General features: G+C 43.0%; 17 protein-coding genes. 15 read left to right on the top strand and 2 right to left on the bottom strand.

All coding sequences use genetic code 11. From position 1 onward, the window contains the following. The 14 genes from LFYK43_RS10335 to LFYK43_RS10400 form a co-directional block, all read left to right on the top strand. Window positions 1–240, top strand: a 240-nt coding sequence (locus tag LFYK43_RS10335; RefSeq protein ID WP_148095620.1) for a zinc ribbon domain-containing protein, incomplete at its 5' end; no start/stop codon positions are given. Window positions 241–413: 173 nt separating this feature from the next. Further along, window positions 414–653, top strand: coding sequence for a winged helix-turn-helix transcriptional regulator (locus LFYK43_RS10340; protein WP_268226984.1), 240 nt, complete (start codon window positions 414–416; stop codon window positions 651–653). A 145-nt stretch (window positions 654–798) separates the two neighbouring features. Beyond that, window positions 799–1563, top strand: a complete 765-nt coding sequence (locus LFYK43_RS10345) for a MerR family transcriptional regulator (RefSeq protein ID WP_124978014.1) — start codon at window positions 799–801, stop codon at window positions 1561–1563. 321 nt (window positions 1564–1884) lie between these two features. Then, window positions 1885–2742: a class I SAM-dependent methyltransferase gene (locus LFYK43_RS10350; protein WP_124978016.1), complete on the top strand. Its 858-nt coding sequence runs from the start codon at window positions 1885–1887 to the stop codon at window positions 2740–2742. Window positions 2743–2846: 104 nt separating this feature from the next. Further along, window positions 2847–3338: a hypothetical protein gene (locus LFYK43_RS10355; protein ID WP_124978018.1), complete on the top strand. Its 492-nt coding sequence runs from the start codon at window positions 2847–2849 to the stop codon at window positions 3336–3338. 26 nt (window positions 3339–3364) lie between these two features. After that, a complete protein-coding gene (locus LFYK43_RS10360; RefSeq protein WP_124978020.1) occupies window positions 3365–4219 on the top strand; it encodes a MurR/RpiR family transcriptional regulator in 855 nt (284 codons plus the stop codon). Between the two features lie 216 nt (window positions 4220–4435). After that, window positions 4436–5344 (top strand): N-acetylmuramic acid 6-phosphate etherase, encoded by a 909-nt coding sequence (gene murQ / locus LFYK43_RS10365; RefSeq protein WP_124978022.1) that lies wholly within the window; start codon window positions 4436–4438, stop codon window positions 5342–5344. Window positions 5345–5354: 10 nt separating this feature from the next. Further along, window positions 5355–7313, top strand: coding sequence for a glucose PTS transporter subunit IIA (locus LFYK43_RS10370; protein WP_439957216.1), 1959 nt, complete (start codon window positions 5355–5357; stop codon window positions 7311–7313). A gap of 451 nt (window positions 7314–7764) precedes the next feature. Continuing rightward, window positions 7765–8808 carry a methionine ABC transporter ATP-binding protein gene (locus tag LFYK43_RS10375; protein ID WP_124978024.1) on the top strand — a complete coding sequence of 348 codons (1044 nt, stop codon included), beginning with the start codon at window positions 7765–7767 and terminating at the stop codon, window positions 8806–8808. Beyond that, a complete protein-coding gene (locus tag LFYK43_RS10380) occupies window positions 8801–9487 on the top strand; it encodes a methionine ABC transporter permease (RefSeq protein WP_124978026.1) in 687 nt (228 codons plus the stop codon). Before LFYK43_RS10375 ends, LFYK43_RS10380 begins: the two co-directional genes overlap by 8 nt. A 93-nt stretch (window positions 9488–9580) precedes the next feature. Next, the gene (locus tag LFYK43_RS10385; protein ID WP_124978028.1) at window positions 9581–10414 is read left to right on the top strand and encodes a MetQ/NlpA family ABC transporter substrate-binding protein; all 834 of its coding nucleotides are present in this window, start codon (window positions 9581–9583) and stop codon (window positions 10412–10414) included. A 146-nt stretch (window positions 10415–10560) separates the two neighbouring features. Further along, on the top strand, window positions 10561–11925 hold the full coding sequence (locus tag LFYK43_RS10390; protein WP_124978030.1) for a hemolysin family protein: 1365 nt from the start codon (window positions 10561–10563) through the stop codon (window positions 11923–11925). Between the two features lie 108 nt (window positions 11926–12033). Then, window positions 12034–12816: a tyrosine-protein phosphatase gene (locus LFYK43_RS10395; RefSeq protein ID WP_124978032.1), complete on the top strand. Its 783-nt coding sequence runs from the start codon at window positions 12034–12036 to the stop codon at window positions 12814–12816. 9 nt (window positions 12817–12825) lie between these two features. Next, the gene (locus LFYK43_RS10400) at window positions 12826–13341 is read left to right on the top strand and encodes a methylated-DNA--[protein]-cysteine S-methyltransferase (protein ID WP_124978034.1); all 516 of its coding nucleotides are present in this window, start codon (window positions 12826–12828) and stop codon (window positions 13339–13341) included. Between the two features lie 57 nt (window positions 13342–13398). Here LFYK43_RS10400 and LFYK43_RS10405 read toward each other — a convergent pair whose 3' ends face one another. After that, a complete protein-coding gene (locus LFYK43_RS10405; protein WP_124978036.1) occupies window positions 13399–14289 on the bottom strand; it encodes an undecaprenyl-diphosphate phosphatase in 891 nt (296 codons plus the stop codon). A 122-nt stretch (window positions 14290–14411) separates the two neighbouring features. On the opposite strand from LFYK43_RS10405, the gene LFYK43_RS10410 reads away from it, so the two are divergent. Beyond that, the gene (locus LFYK43_RS10410) at window positions 14412–14849 is read left to right on the top strand and encodes a hypothetical protein (protein WP_124978038.1); all 438 of its coding nucleotides are present in this window, start codon (window positions 14412–14414) and stop codon (window positions 14847–14849) included. 28 nt (window positions 14850–14877) lie between these two features. Here the strand turns inward: LFYK43_RS10410 and eno are convergent, their stop codons facing one another. Further along, on the bottom strand, window positions 14878–16158 hold the full coding sequence (gene eno / locus LFYK43_RS10415) for a phosphopyruvate hydratase (protein ID WP_124978040.1): 1281 nt from the start codon (window positions 16156–16158) through the stop codon (window positions 14878–14880). Window positions 16159–16743: the final 585 nt, after the last annotated feature.

A 16743-nucleotide genomic window follows, 5' to 3' on the forward strand; every position in this document is an offset into this window, starting at 1 on the left:
AAATGCGACTGGTATGGCAAGCAACTAATCATGGTTGACCCGAAATACACCAGCAGGATATGCAGTGCTTGTGGTCAGAAAAACCACCAATTTGACGGTCTAAGTCAGCATGAATGGTTAGCCGTCCGTGAGTGGCAATGCCCGACTTGCGGCACTCACTTAGACCGTGACATTAATGCTAGTCAGAATATCCTCCAACGTGGACTAGCGCAAATCACATCAATTAAAGCACTAGTCTAAATTAGTGACTATAAAAAAAGTAAGGCACGGGACGTACCTTGGTAAATAGCAGTGACCGCTATCTTTTTAGAGAACTCTAACTGACAAGTTTACTGTGTTCCCAGAATCCACCCTTTTTAAAGGGTGGTAGTTCAAATTATCTTATCCAGAATGACATTTGTCATTTTGGGGAGTTGCAGCGACAATTAAAAAATTGTTCGCGCAGGATGCTGGCTTTGCAGTTAAAAGAATTGGAAGATGACAAAATAATCGAAAAAACAATTTATCCAGTAATGCCGCCAAAAACGGACTATAAACTAACAGACTTCGGAATAACGTTGATACCGGTAATTAACGCAATTGAGGCATGGGGTAATTATTACAATGATGTGGTATCTCAAGAAAATATTGAACAAGACAGTGGTGGCAAATAAAATTCAGTTTTGTGTTAAATCACATTAAAAGCATAGCTGCAAGAGTAACGGAATAATTATTTTTAGAAATATTGTGTTAGCCATTTGACCTTGACGTAATGTTAACGTTTATACTTAGCTTTGTAAGCAAGGAGGTGAAATAAAAATGCCCTATTCAATTACTGAGCTGGCAAAACTAGCGGGTATTTCAAGTCGAACTTTGCGCTTTTACGATCAGATAGAGCTGTTAAAGTCTGAACGAGACTTTAAAAATAATTATCGTTATTATGGGCAAGAAGAAGTGGACCGGTTACAAAAAATTATGTTTTTTAAACTTTTTGATTTGCCATTAGATCGAATTAAAGAGATCTTAGACGCTCCTGAAGAAACACAGTATCAAGCCTTAATGAAACAGCGAGAACAAATTTCAAATGAACAGAGACGTTTAGAGGTTTTGTTGACAAGTTTAGACCAAACACTTGCGACTATGAAAGGAGCAGCTGCTATGAGTGATGCAGAGAAGTTTGCGGCTTTTAAAGCCGAGACAATTGAAAAAAATGAATTGCAATATGGAAAAGAAATTCGGAAAAAATATGGGGAAGAAACTATAGATAGCAGTAATAAAAAAATTAAAGGCTTATCTGAGGCAGATGTAGCAAATATAAAAGATTTAGAAGAACAACTTTTAGTTATTTTGAAACAGCTCACGGGCACAACAAATTTAAAGGATGAACAAGCCAAACATCTATTTGAATTGCACAAAGAGTGGTTATTATCAGTCTGGCCTAAGGGATTGTATAGTTCCAGCGCTCACAAAGGCTTGGCGGATCTATATGTTAACGATCCCCGGTTTACTCAGTATTATGAAGAAAAGACCGGCAAAAAAGGAGCGGCTGAAACATTAAAAAATATCATTTACTACCACGCGTAAGCACAAATTAAATGCTAGGATTCAGTACCTAGCACCTTAATTTGTGCTTTTTTGCCTTCTTGTAGTCAAGAATATTTCGCCAGGCTGAATAAAAAAGCAAGTAAATGTTTGAAAGAAATAGAGAAAATAAGCTACACTGAATTAAGAAAAAGAGCAGCATGCTTAAATGTTGATTGTTGTAAGTGATGCTCTGACATTGTATTGCCTAACATGGCAATCTTGGCTATTAGATAGTGAAAAAATTGAATTCACCATAATATCAGGCTTTATAAAATGTTGGCGAGAAAAGCCTTCGAGATGAAATTGAGGAGCAAACATTAAATGGATAACAAACAAGCACTGAGTGATAATTTGAAAAGTTGGGAAGACCGAGCAGATGCTCATGCTGGCGGCAGTTATGGTGATTTGACCAATTTTATGGCCGATCCCACTGCGATCACCGGCACGGTCAAACGAGATCTGGCCGTTTTGGCACCATATTTACCGGGAAATTCTGTGGCAGGACAACGCTTATTGCATCTGCAATGTCATATTGGAACCGATACCTTAAGTTGGTGGCGTTTAGGTGCTGCTGGGGTCCATGGCCTTGATTTTTCCCCGAATTCTCTAAAGTATGCCAAGAATTTGGCCCAACAAGCAGGTGCTCAAATTAAATACATTGAAGCAGATGCACGCTATGCCTCAGCCGCTTTGAGCAGTAAGTTGGGGCAATTCGATGTCATCGTGACTTCTGCCGGAACGATCACCTGGCTGCCGAATCTGAAAGACTGGGCGCAATCGATTGCTGACCTGCTCGCACCAAACGGTGTTTTCATGATCCGGGACAATCACCCGCTGTTATTTGCCCTGGATAACGATGGCTTAGCAATTAAACAGGATTATTTTGGCGGAACTGAAGTTGATTATGAAGCCGAAACTTCATATCAAGTTAATGATCAAAACCAAGAACAAGGAAAGTTAGCCCATCAGCATAACCATAATTGGGCCCATGATTTTCAAGAAATCGTGACAGTCTTGCGGGATGCTGGGCTAACGATCGAAAGCTTAGGAGAAGAACGGACAACTGATTGGAAAGCGTTACCGATGTTGGAATATGATCCAAGAAAAGACGAATGGAAGATGCCGGCTAAATATCCGCAGATCCCGCTGACTTTTTCAATCGTTGCGCGCAAAGCCTAGGTTGTTGTAAAAATATTTGGACAAAATTCCAAGCGCGCTTTGCTTTTTGCTAAATTTCAAGTACAATATTTGCTAGTATTTCTTTGAGGATGGGGATTTAATTCATGCAAATTACAGTCAATGACTATCTAGAATCAGTTACTAATGAACAATATGAGATCAAACAAGTTGAAGCACCAGTGGATAAATTTGAGCAGGAAGGTGAAAAATTAGTCCAGCTCTTGTGTCATAACTTTCAAGACCTTGTTAATGCGGGAAAATTAGCGCAGAGCCGGATCTTATTAACGACTAAGGATGAACCTGTCCTGATTTACTTGGAAAGTGGGATCATCAACCTGCCTTTCGCCAATATCAAACAGGTGGATAATTTTTTTGCCGAGCCGGAAAATGAAGTTGAGGTCAAGGTCAATTTGATCGTTGAATCACCACAAGTCAATGCATCCGGATTGCGGATCGATGAGATTTGTTCAGTGGAGCAGTTAAATGAACAAACAGAACAATATCTAGCGACGGTCAACACCAAGATCCAGGAACTATTGACAGTCATTCAAGAAAATGCGGCTGCCCAAGATCAGGAAGCAACAGACAAAAAATAGCGGCAGCTTGGATAGAAGGAAATCTGATGGAAAATATCTTGGTGTTGATCCAGCATAACAAGGAAGCGTTGAGTAAAAAAGAGCAGGGGCTGTGCGACTATATTTTGGCTCAGCCGGCAAAGGTTATGCAATTTTCGGTTCAGAGTCTCGCGCAGGAATGTCACGTTTCAGCAGCCACGGTTGTCCGTTTTTGTCGCCGCCTGGGACTTAACGGGTATTCTGATTTAAAACTGCGGCTTTCGGCAGCCTTGCAGGAAGCACAAGCTCAAGAATACGCGGAGATCGAACCAGGCGAAAGTGCTGCCCAGGTCAGTGCTAAACTCCAGCTGCACTTTGATAATGCACTGAAGATCACCGCCAAACAGCTAGATGATCAGACCGTTGAGCAGGTTGTAACTTTAATTCATCGTGCCCCTAAGGTCCAGCTGTTTGGATTGGTCTCTTCGTATCTAGTTGCACAAGATATTTACCAAAAACTTAGCCGGATCGGGGTCATGGCGCAAGTGAACAATGATCTGCATTTGGCGGTCACAAGTTTAGCAGCCGGTAGTGATGAAGATCTTCTAGTCTTGATCTCAACTAGCGGTGAGACTAAAGAGATCCTAGCTCTATTTGCTGCAGCGCATAAAAAACAAGTGACCACGGTCTTGTTGACGGCAACACCACACTCTCGCGGTGCAGGCTTGGCTGATTATGTTTTAGAAACACAAAAGATCGGCGAATCTCCGATCAGACCGGGAGCATCGACTTCCTTGATGTCGGAATTTTTTGTGGCGGATATCCTGCTATTCACATATGTCGCCCGTTATCACAGTGAGGTTGTGGCTAATTTGCGGGAATCTCGGCGCTTAGTGGAAGAATGGAATCAAGAAGCACAATGACAATTTAGAAAATCAATCAAAGTACATGTTTGTTAAGTCCAGCATGTGCTTTTTTGCTGGGCAAAATCACTTGTGCCAGGAGCCGGGTGAACTTTATTCAAGAAACTTTGTTTCAGTATTTAGCTTATTATATTCATGGAAAGTGAATTTATTTCAATTTTGTTAAAAATAATGGTAAACTTTACTCAAAATATTAGTGCAGAAAGGGTAAAACGAATGAAAGTAGATTTGAGTGGTTTAACTACTGAAAAACGAAATGATGCAACAATGCATTTGGATGAACTCTCCGTAGAGGCCCAAGCGCAGCTGATGAATGCCGGCGACCAGGAAGTTGCCCCTAATGTAGCGCAGGCGCTGCCGCAGATCACGCAGGCAGTGGAGAGGATCGTGGCTTCATTTAACCAAGGAGGTCGTTTGATCTACTTAGGTGCTGGTACAAGCGGGCGATTGGGCGTTTTGGACGCGGCAGAATGCGTGCCGACCTTCGGTGTTTCACCCGAGATGGTGATCGGGCTGATTGCAGGCGGGCCATCCGCAATGACAGTTGCTGTCGAAGGAGCCGAAGACTCATTGACCTTAGGACCGCAAGATCTGCAAGCCTTGGAGTTAAATGAACATGATACTGTGGTCGGCATCGCTGCAAGCGGCCGGACCCCCTATGTGGTCGGAGCCTTGCGATATGCCGCTGAAGTTGGGGCGCAGACGATTTCACTTGCTTGCAACCGAAAAGCAGAGATTTCCCAATATGCCCAAACAGCGATCGAAGTTGATTGCGGACCTGAGTTTTTAACTGGGTCGACGCGCTTGAAAGCAGGTACCGCCCAGAAATTAGTCTTGAATATGTTGTCGACCCTGTCAATGGTTGGAATCGGTAAGGTTTATAACAACCTAATGGTCGATGTCAAAGCCACAAATGAAAAACTGGTCGAGCGGGCTAAAAGGATCGTCATGCAGGCCAGTGGTGCCAACTATCAGGAGGCTGAAGAGACGCTGCAAGCAGCTGAAATGAACGTTAAAACTGCAATCGTGATGATCAAGACTCACACTACTAAAGAGCAGGCGGAAGCTAGGCTCAAAGCAGCCAACGGTTTTGTCAAACAAAGTATAGTTGAAAAACAAGATTAGGAGGTAAGGAATGATGGCTGAAGAATTTGATGCAAAAAAAGTTGCAGAACAGATCTACCGTTATTCTGGCGGGGTCAAAAACGTTGAATCTTTTGAAAATTGTATGACCCGGATCCGGCTGGAAATCAATGATCATGACCAAATAGACGAACAAAAGTTAAAAGAGATCCCCGGTGTTTTGGGCGTTGTCAATGATGAGCAGCTCCAAGTCGTTGTTGGCCCTGGCAAGGTCAATAAAGTTGAGGCAGCGATGGAAGCATACTCGGGTGAAAAAGGGATCAACAACCGGACTGCTGCTGAAGAGCGCGCCAAAGAGGTTAAGGCTGAAGCCAAAAAGAAGCAAAAACAATCGCCGTTTAAATCCCTGCTCAAAGATATTGCCAATATCTTCGTTCCAATGATCCCAGCCTTCGTTGGTTCCGGGCTGATCGCCGGGATCGCTGCGATCATTTCGAACTTGATCACTAACAAGACTTTGACAGGCGAAACTTGGAACCAAATTGCTTTAGTTTTGAACGTCATCAAAGCCGGTATGTTTACATATCTACCGATCTATACTGGGATCAATGCCGCGCGGGTCTGGAAAGCAACGCCGACACTTGGCGGTGTGATCGGGGCAGTGATCCTCTTAACTGGGATGGACCCCAATGCACCGATCAAGAACCTTTTCACTGGTGCTGGCTTGACCGCTAATCAAGGCGGGATCTTGGGCGTGATTTTTGCAGTCTGGCTGTTGTCAGTGCTGGAAAAGAAGCTGCACCAATGGGTCCCAGATTCAATTGACATTATCGTGACACCAATGATATGTCTATTGGTGATCGGGTTGGCTGAACTTTTCGTGATCATGCCTTTGGCAGGCTTTATTTCAGATGGTTTGATCGGCGGGATCAACTGGATCTTAAACGTCGGCGGAGCATTTTCTGGTTTCATTTTAGGTGCTTTGTTCTTACCGATGGTCATGCTGGGCTTGCATCAGATCTTGACTCCAATTCACGTGCAAATGATCAGTCAGACAGGCAACACACCGTTATTACCGATCTTAGCGATGGCTGGCGGCGGGCAGGTCGGAGCAGCAGCTGCTCTTTGGTTGCGCTTGCGTCATGATCGTAAATTAGTCGATATGATCAAAGGCTCTCTACCAGTTGGAATCTTAGGGATCGGCGAACCCTTGATCTACGCTGTGACCTTGCCGTTGGGCCGTCCGTTTATTACTGCTTGTATCGGTGGCGGGATTGGCGGTGCCGTGATCGGAGCCATCGGGAAAGTTGGTGCGATCGCGATTGGTCCTTCTGGCTTGCCATTGATCCCGCTGATCGATAATCATCGTTGGTGGGCTTATGTTTTAGGGCTGCTTGCTGCTTACATCGGGGGCTTTATCGTCACTTATTTCTGGGGGATCCCAACAGATAAATTGGCTGTCGAAAGAGCAGAAGCGGCTGCAGAAAAAGAGAAAAATGTCCGTTCGCTCACAGGACAAGAAAATGATCCTGACACGCCGACAGCTAAACTGCAGGAGACAACATTGCAGGCGGTGGCCACTGGTGAACTTAAACCGATCAGTGAAGCACAAGATCCAGTTTTTGCACAAAAATCAATGGGTGAGGGCTACGTTTTGCTTCCAAGCGGCAATGAAGTCTATGCGCCAGCGGCTGGGACGATCAGCTCAGTTTTTCCGACTAAGCATGCACTGGGATTTACGACAGAAACCGGAATAGAGATCTTGCTGCATCTGGGGATCGATACGGTTGACTTGAAAGGTGTCCCATTTGACGTTCAAGTCACTGAGGGACAGCAGGTTGCTGCAGGAGACTTGTTAGTCAAAGCAGATTGGCAGGCTGTTATCGATGCTGGCAAGTTGACTGAAACTATTGTTGCCTTGCCGGAATTAGGCGAGGCTGGTGAGTTCGAGCTGGGAAAAACAGGCAAAGTCACGGCTAAGGAACAGGTTGCCACAATTAAATCGAAATAATTGTAATTTGCCTAGGCCCTAGTTTGATTAAGAATTATGCCACCAAGCCTTAATCGACTTATAAAAAAACAGTTGACAAACTTAATTATTACGCTTAATATCAAAGACATTAAGAATAATAAACGTTGAAGAGAAGAGTAGTTTTTTCGAGTAGATTTAAAGAGACCTTCGGTTGCTGAAAAGAAGGGTCAAAAGAAAAAGCGAAGATGAACTCTGAAGTTGAGTGTTGGTGCAAGCTGACAGTCCGCTGATTGCGATATCATCTAGCCTTTGTTGAAGGCTATAAGGCCATTTATTTGTAAAAGTAATGGTAAATTAAGGTGGTACCACGGGTTTTCGTCCTTTTTGGGGGACGAAAACTTTTTTTATACATAAAAAAGTCAGACGCAATGATTTAACGTTTAACAAGATGTGATAAGAAATTTAGCAAGTGAGAAAGCAGGATTGGTCAATGATCGAGTTAAGAGGAATATCAAAAACCTTCCAAACCAAAGAAGGCGAAGTTAAAGCCGTAAAGAATATCGACCTGACAATTCAAAGTGGTGAAGTTTATGGAATCGTCGGTTTTTCCGGTGCGGGTAAAAGTACTTTGGTCCGAATGTTGAATGGACTGGAAACACCAACTGCCGGCGAAGTTTTGATCGATGGTAAGCGGGTGGATAACTTGGCTGGCAAACAGCTGCGTATCCAACGTAAAAAAATCGGCATGATTTTCCAACATTTTAATCTGCTCTGGTCAAGAACAGTGTTGGAAAATATTATGTTTCCGATGGAACTCTCAGGCCTCTCTAAGGCGGAACGGATCAAAAAAGCTAAAAACTTGGCTGAGTTGGTTGGTCTAGGAGATCGAATTAATTCATATCCTTCACAACTGTCTGGTGGACAAAAACAACGGGTCGGGATCGCGCGGGCCTTAGGCAATGATCCGGACATTTTAATTTCGGATGAGGCAACCAGCGCATTAGATCCGCAAACGACTGATGAAGTGTTGGACCTGTTGGAACATATCAACAACGAAATGAACCTGACGATCGTGATCATTACCCATGAAATGCATGTTATTCGACGTTTAGCCAACTCGGTAGCTGTGATGGAAGATGGTCAGCTGATCGAAAAGGGACCTGTCTCACAGGTTTTCAATGATCCGCAAAAGGATCTGACTAAGCGTTTTGTGAACTCGGAAGTTGACACCAGCCAAACACCTGATATCCAGCAGGTCACAGCAGATCTGCTCAAGAAATACCCGCAGGGCAAGGTGGTTTCGCTGAAATTTCACGGGGATCAAGTCAAGTTGCCGATCGTAACTGAGATGATCAGAGAATTTCCTGATATTACAATGAGTATCCTGGAAGGTTCGATCCATCAGTTAGGTGACAGCCAAGGAGCAATTGGAACGCTCTATGTCCAACTGTTAGGGAATCAAAAACAAATCGAAGAAGCCTTGGAATTTCTTCGAAAAATGCGGGTAGAAACGAAGGTGATCAACAATGGCTAATCAAGGTTTAGCTTCATATTTCCAGTTTAGCAATGTCAACTGGCCTAACGTTTGGTCAGCTGCTTGGGAAACTTTATGGATGACTGTACTCGCTGTGGTGATCACTGCGGTTTTAGGGCTTTTGTTAGGCTTGTTGCTCTATCAAACGGCAGACAGTGATAACTTACTGGTTAAAATTTTGAATTGGATCGTGGGATTTTTCGTGAATGTCTTTCGTTCGATCCCTTTCATTATTCTGATCGTGCTTCTCTTGCCAGTTACGCAAGTTATTGTCGGTGCCATCACCGGTGCGAAAGCGGCGATCCCGTCTTTAGTTGTCTCAGCCGCTCCGTTTTATGCACGGTTAGTCCAGATCGCATTTAACGATGTGGATGGCGGCGTGATCGAAGCTGCATACGCAATGGGCGCCAGCAGTTGGAAAGTCCTGCGCAAGGTTTTGATCCCGGAAAGTTTACCTGCTTTGGTTTCAGGCATCACCGTGACGGCGATCTCATTGATCGGCTACACAGCGATGGCTGGTGCGATCGGTGCTGGCGGTTTAGGCCAGTTGGCTTATACCGATGGTTTCCAATCATATAACAATGCGATCACTTTAGCCGCTACTGTTGTCATTGTTTTGATCGTTTTTGCCTTCCAGTTCTTAGGAGATTGGGTGACAAGAAAGGTCGATAAACGTTAGTAAACATGCTGATTTGCAAATGAAAAACAGATCGCAGGATGAAAAAACTTGGATAGTAATTAAAAAACAAAAATTTATTTGGAGATGAATGAAATGAAAAAGAAACGTTTAGTTAGTTTATTATCGATTGCTGCTGCTTGTGCATTATTATTGGTTGGGTGCGGTTCTAAGTCAAGTTCAGACTCTGCCAGCAAAACGACCACAATTACTGTCGGTGCATCTGCCAATCCGCATGCTAAGATTTTAGAGCATGTTAAACCACAGTTGAAAAAAGAAGGCGTCAACTTAAAGGTCAAAGTCTTTGATGATTATGTAATGCCCAATAAAGCTTTGGCCTCCAAGGAATTGGACGCTAATTATTTCCAGCATATTCCATTTTTGAATAACTGGAATAAGAAGAACAACGGCTCACTTGTTAGTGCCGGCGGTGTGCACTTGGAACCGATTGGTGTTTACTCCAAGAAATATAAGAATTTAAAAGATCTGCCCAACAATTCAACGGTCCTAGTTTCCAGCAACGTCGCTGATTATGGCCGTGTTCTACAAATTTTCAAGGATGCCGGTTTGATCACGATCAAGAAGGGTACCAACTTGGAAACAGCAACCTTTGATGATATCGCAACTAACAAGAAGAACTTGAAGTTCAAGCATACCTACGAAGCAAAATTGATGCCTAAATTGTACCAGTCAAATGAAGGTGCAGCTACGGTTATTAACGCTAACTACGCCGTCCAGGCTGGTTTGAATCCTTCTAAAGACAGCATCGCGCTTGAGAAAAAATCATCACCTTACGTTAACATTGTTGCAGTACGAAAGGGTGACAAGAACAAAGCTGCTATCAAGAAACTGATGAAGGCTTTGCAATCCGAGAAGACTCAAAACTGGATCAAAAAAGAATATGACGGCGGTGTGCTTCCTGCTAAATAGGAACTAGCCGTTTTCTAAGAACTGCTGCCAATGGACAGCAGTTTTTTTGAACTAGATAAGCTAGATGATGATATATAATTTGACTAAAAGGTGCTATCATAGGTTTATAGATAAAATTCAGAATATCAGAAATGAGGAATGGCTTAATGTCAAGTGGTCAAATGATCACAAATTTAATAACCATTGTGATCGTCTTTTGTTTCGCGGCATTCTTTGTTGCGGCAGAATTTGCCATCGTCACATTGCGTAAAAGTGCAGTTGAAAGTGCCATAGAGAGCGGGACTGGTAATCAGCGCAAGCTAAAACTTGCTTTGCAGATGATCACCAATATGAACGAATATCTTTCTACCACCCAGGTAGGTGTTTCTTTGACAGGGATCATCTTAGGCTGGATCGGGGCGGATTCATTAACTACGCTCTTCACAGAATTATTTGGAGTTCTTCCAATCAACCATGCTGCTGCAGTTTCGATCAGTGCGGTCTTAGGTGTTGTTTTACTGACGTACTTGGAAGTGGTTTTGACTGAGATCGTGCCTAAGAACATCAGTATTGATATGCCAATGAAGATGATGATGTTTATCGTCACACCGCTGCACTATTTCCATATTATCTTTTATCCTTTTGTCTGGTTGTTAAACATTTCAGCAACAGGTATCGTGCGGCTGATCGGCTTCAAACCAGCAGGTGAAGATGAAGATGTTCTGTCACAAAATGAGATTTTAAATATTTCAAAAAATGCCGTGACCGGCGGATCGATCGATCGCAACGATTATGTTTACATGCAGCGAGCTTTTGAATTTAATGATAAAGTCGCCAAAGATATCATGGTCGATCGCACTAGCCTGGAAGTGGTAGACGTTACACAAACCGTGGATGACGTGATCGAACTTTATTTACAGCAAAAATTCAGCCGTTTTCCGGTCGTTGCCAACAATGACAAGGATAAGATTTTAGGCTATGTTTATATTTATGACATTGTCCACCAGGCTAGGATCGACAGCAGCGTCCGGGTCTCTAAATTGATGCGGACATTAAGCACAGCACCCGAGGTGACCCCAATTCAGAATCTGCTCAAGCAGATGATCAAAAATCACGTACCGTTGATTGTGATTTTGGATGAATATGGCGGGACTAGCGGTATTGTGACTGACCGAGATATATACGAGGAGCTCTTCGGGACAGTCAAAGATGAAGCGGATGATGTTTCACCGGACGATATCATCGCCAATGATGATGGATCTTATAACGTTTCTGGTAAAACAACACTCTATGATTTTGAACGCTATTTTCATTTTAAAGATAAGTATTTTGAAGAATCTGACTCTGTTACGATTGCCGGATACTTATTAGAAAATTACAAGATCACTTTAGGGACCAAAATCGAAATTGGGCTATTGGAAATTGAAGTGACTGAATTCAACCGGAACTACATTGAGTGGCTGACGGTTCGTGAACTGAATACAAAGGCGAAAGAGGTTGAACCAGAAGCAAAGAATTCGACGGAAAACTAACCTTGTGCTTAAATAAGAACGAAGGGTATTAGAAGGCGGGCTAAATTGACCCGCCTTTTTTAAACAAAGTTTTTAGAAAAATGGGTGTTGTTGAAAGGGTGACTTGTTGTGGAAAATCAGCGGATGTTAAAGCTTAAATTTGGTGTGAATTTTCGTGAAATGGGCGGTTATCCCACTAAAAAGGGGCAAACGACGCGGTGGCGTAAATTGTTACGCAGCGGAAATTTAGGAGAATTGGCACCGGAAGACGTTAAGTATTTGGGCGATTACGGCTTGAAATACATTGTTGATTTGCGTTCTGAATCAGAATCGCAGTATTTCCCTGACAAAGTACCGGCGGGAGCAGAATATTACAACTTATCCGTCTATCCATTCACCTCATCTCTGTTTAAGAACTTGGGGATCGTTGATTCAATGAAATTAAAGAGCAGTAACTTGTCGTTTGTAGATGAAGCCTATGCGCAGATGTTGGCTGATCCGCATGCGCAGCATGTTTACCGTAATTTGTTCCAATTATTATTGAAAAATAATCAAGAGGATCAAAGTCTAGTTTTTCATTGCGCAGCGGGCAAGGATCGGACTGGAGTGGGCGGCTTTTTGATTTTGAATGCTTTACAAGTTAAAGAAGAGTCCATCTTGCAGGATTATCTTTTAACTAATCTGTATTACTCTAACGCGTCAAATGACATGATCAACTCAATTGTGACGCAAGATGATTCTAATGAACTGGCCGACCAATTGAATTCTAACCTGGCAGTTGCTGGTGATAACTTTGAAACACTCTACCATACGGCACAAACGATCTCGGGATCGGTCGAAAACTATCTGCAAGATAAGATGAAGTTGTCAGATAGTGATTTAGAAAAGTTACGGCAGCTATACGTTGAATAGAGGTAAAAAATGATCAGAACGCAAAACTACCATTCTCCTTTAGGCAGCATGCTGCTGGCAAGCAACGGTAGGGCTTTAGTCGGAGCGTGGTTTGACCAGCAAAAACATTATGCTGCGGGGCTAGACAAAAAGACACTCGTCAATGAAACAGATGAGGTTTTAAAGATAGCTGCTGCTTGGTTAGACCGGTATTTTGCAGGGCAGGTCTTGTCTGCGCCGCAAGTCCCGCTGGAACTTCAAGCTACAGAGTTTCGCCAGGCTGTTTTAGAGAAACTTTCCCAGGTCAGCTTCGGTCAGGTCATCACTTATCAAGAGCTGGCGCTTCGTGTTAAAGGGCCAGCAACAGGTAAAAAATATGCGCGAGCAGTAGCAAACGCGGTTGGACATAATCCCTTCTCGTTATTTATTCCTTGCCATCGGATCATTGGAAGCGATGGTTCACTCACCGGTTATGCTGGCGGGCTGGAACGTAAACGAAAACTGCTTGAGTTTGAAAGCCAAGTTGTACCAGATTTTTGGAAGTGAAGTTAAAAAAATAACGCTGAATGGTTACCTTGATGGTAGCAGTTCAGCGTTATTTGTTTAGAAAATTAAGAGATTGACACCGATAACGATCACACCTAAAATGATGCGATACCAGCCAAAAACTTTAAAGTCGTTGTTTTTGATGTAGTTCATCAAGAAGCGGATCGAAAGGTAAGCAACCACAAAGGAAACTACCATACCCACCAGCAGGATGATTCCTTGTTGACCAACTAAGGAACCGCCGTGCGCGAAGAATTTGTAAATTTTCAAGAGCGATGCTCCAAACATCGTCGGAATCGCAAGGAAAAAGGAAAATTCAGTCCCAACATAGCGTGATGCTCCAATCAAAATTGCACCGAGGATCGTTGCACCTGAACGGGAAGTCCCTGGGATCAAGGAGAGAACTTGGAAGGCACCAATGAAAAGGGCAATGCTGAAGGGCAGTGTATCGAGATTTGAATATTTAGCACGCTCATCGCGCCGGGAATGTTTGTTATGATTTTCTACTAAAATGAACAAAATCCCGTAAATGATCAAGGTAGCCGAAACGACCGCCCAATTCATCAAGTGAGCGTCCATCCAGTCATTCAGCGGCAAACCGATAATGACAGACGGCAAGACAGCGACGATTACTTTGAGCCACAAAACCCAGGTGTTTTTCTTTTCCAGCCCATTTTTCTTAGGGGAGAGCGGGTTGAGTTTGTGAAAATAAAGGACGACAACAGCTAAGATCGCTCCCAGCTGGATCACCACATTGAACATATCGGTGAATTGTTTAGGCTGTTGCATTTTGATGAATTCATCAACGAGAACCAGGTGACCGGTAGAACTGATTGGAAGAAATTCAGTGATTCCTTCAACGATCCCCAAAATGATAGATTTTATGATATCCAAAAGTAATTTGGTCCTTTCTATGTAGTCTTTTTGTTTAGTAACAGAAACTATCATAGCGATTTTTGGCGTGAGGTTCAAGCTTTGACTGAAAATTTAGTGAAAATTCAGTATTTTTAGTCTACGTTTAAATTCGTCGGACCGAGACCCGCATTTTTTGGAACAAAGATCGGGAAAGAATGTTCCAAGTCGAAACAGTTTGGAACAAAGATCGGCGAAGAATGTTCCAAGTCAGAACTGTTTGGAACAAGGATTGGCAAAGAATGTTCCAAGTCGGAACTGTTTGGAACAAAAATCGGCGAAGATTGTTCCAAGTCGAAATAGTTTGGAACAAAGATTGGGAAAGAATGTTCCAAGCCGAAACAGTTTGGAACAAAGATCGGCAAAGAATGTTCCAAGCCGAAACAGTTTGGAACAAAGATCGGCGAAGAATGTTCCAAGTCGAAACAGTTTGGAACAAAGTTCAGCGAAGATTGTTCCAAGTCGGAACTGTTTGGAACAAAGATCGGCGAAGAATGTTCCAAGTCAAAAATGTTTGGAATAAAGAACTGCAAAGTTGTACTCAACGCAAGATGAAAGCCAAACAAAAAGGCTCAACTCGCAAGAAAGCAAGTTGAGCCTAATTATTAACAGCGCTAATTAAGATTAGTCGAAGTCAACATTGTGAGGGAAACGTGCAACATGTGCTGTACCCTTCAATTCTTCTTCGATACGAAGAAGTTGGTTGTACTTCTCAACACGTTCTGAACGTGCCATAGCACCAGTCTTGATTTCGCCTGATTCTGTAGCAACAGCGAAGTCAGCGATGAATGTATCGCCAGTTTCACCTGAACGATGTGACATCATAACTGTCCAGCCGTTCTTCTTAGCCATACGGATCGTTTCCATTGTTTCAGTAACTGTACCGATCTGGTTAAGCTTGATCAAGACAGCGTTACCGCAGCCTTTCTTGATAGCTTCACGTACGATAGCTGGGTTAGTAACAACCAAGTCATCGTCCACGATTTGAACTTTGTCGCCAACTTCAGCAGTGAACTTAGCGTAGTTCTCCCAGTCGTCTTCACCGAATGGATCTTCGATCGAAATGATTGGGTATTTTTCAACTAAGCCCTTGTAGTAGGCAATCATTTCATCAGGAGTTTTTTCTGTACCTTCGAATTTGTAGTTGCCAGTTTCATGGTCATAGAATTCTGATGAAGCTGGATCCAAAGCAATCGCGATTTCTTCGCCAGGAACGTAGCCTGCTTGTTTGATAGCAGCAACTAACATTTCAATTGCTTCTTCAGTTGAGTCTAAACGAGGTGCAAAGCCGCCTTCGTCGCCCAAGCCTGTTTCGTAGCCTTTTTCAGCCAAAACGCTCTTCAAAGTATGGTAAACGTTAGCGATTTTTTCAACGCCATCACGGAATGATTCCTTCTTAACTGGAGAAATCATGAATTCCTGTGTGTCGATACCTGAATCGGCATGCTTACCACCATTGATAACGTTATGGAATGATTGAGGCATTTCTGCATGTGTACCGCCAAGATAACGGTATAAAGGAATACCTTCTGAGTTAGCTGCTGCACGGCAGTTAGCCATGGAAACACCTAAGATAGCATTGGCACCCAAACGGCCTTTGTTTTCTGTGCCGTCAAGGTCGATCATGATTTGATCAACTGCTGCTTGGTTGAATGGGTCTACACCATGCAAAGCGTCATTGATTTCTGTATTTACGTTTTCAACAGCCTTCAAAACGCCAAGGCCCTTGAGGCGATCGCCACCATCACGTAATTCAACAGCTTCTCTTTCACCAGTAGAAGCACCGGATGGAACTGCAGCGCGACCCATTGTGCCGTCTGACAAGATCACATCGGCTTCAACAGTCGGGTTGCCACGGGAATCAAAGATTTCGCGTGCTTTAACCTTTTCAATATAAACAGACATTTAATAAGCTCCTCTCTTTCATGTGAAACTGATTTAAACAATTTCACTAGTCCAGAAAAAAATTTTATTTGATGAATTCACTCACATTCATCCACCTTCATCATTTTATCTTTTTTAGGTGGGAAAAACAAGCAAAATTATGTGAATTCTCACGCAATCGCACTAAAATTTTCATAAGTTTTCAATCGAGGTGAATACTACTATGAAATCAAATGATTTTTGAACTGGCTGGGTGGTGGGCAAATGAGCGGATTCATTGACCATTGTCGAAATTCTAATATAGAATATTTGAAAATATGTCTTTGCTAAGTTTCAGGTTGTCAGTTTGTTGCGTACTTTATCCATTCTGAATTGAGAAGTGTTTTATCTGATCAGTATGAAAATGGATCAGTAATAGGACACGGTGTTCTTAGTCGAGCTGCTCAAGCCAGAACTTTCCGCCCAATTAACTCCGGCATCATGACAAGAAAAGCACTTGTCACAATACCAGAGTCCATTGGTGCTCGAGTTTTCCCGGCTTGCTCCGCTCTGTTATTAGTCGAGCTGCACAGCGCAAAAGATTCCGCTTATCCAACTCCGAGCCCA

The sequence above is a fragment of the Ligilactobacillus salitolerans genome (assembly GCF_003864415.1).
Lineage (GTDB): Bacteria > Bacillota > Bacilli > Lactobacillales > Lactobacillaceae > Ligilactobacillus > Ligilactobacillus salitolerans.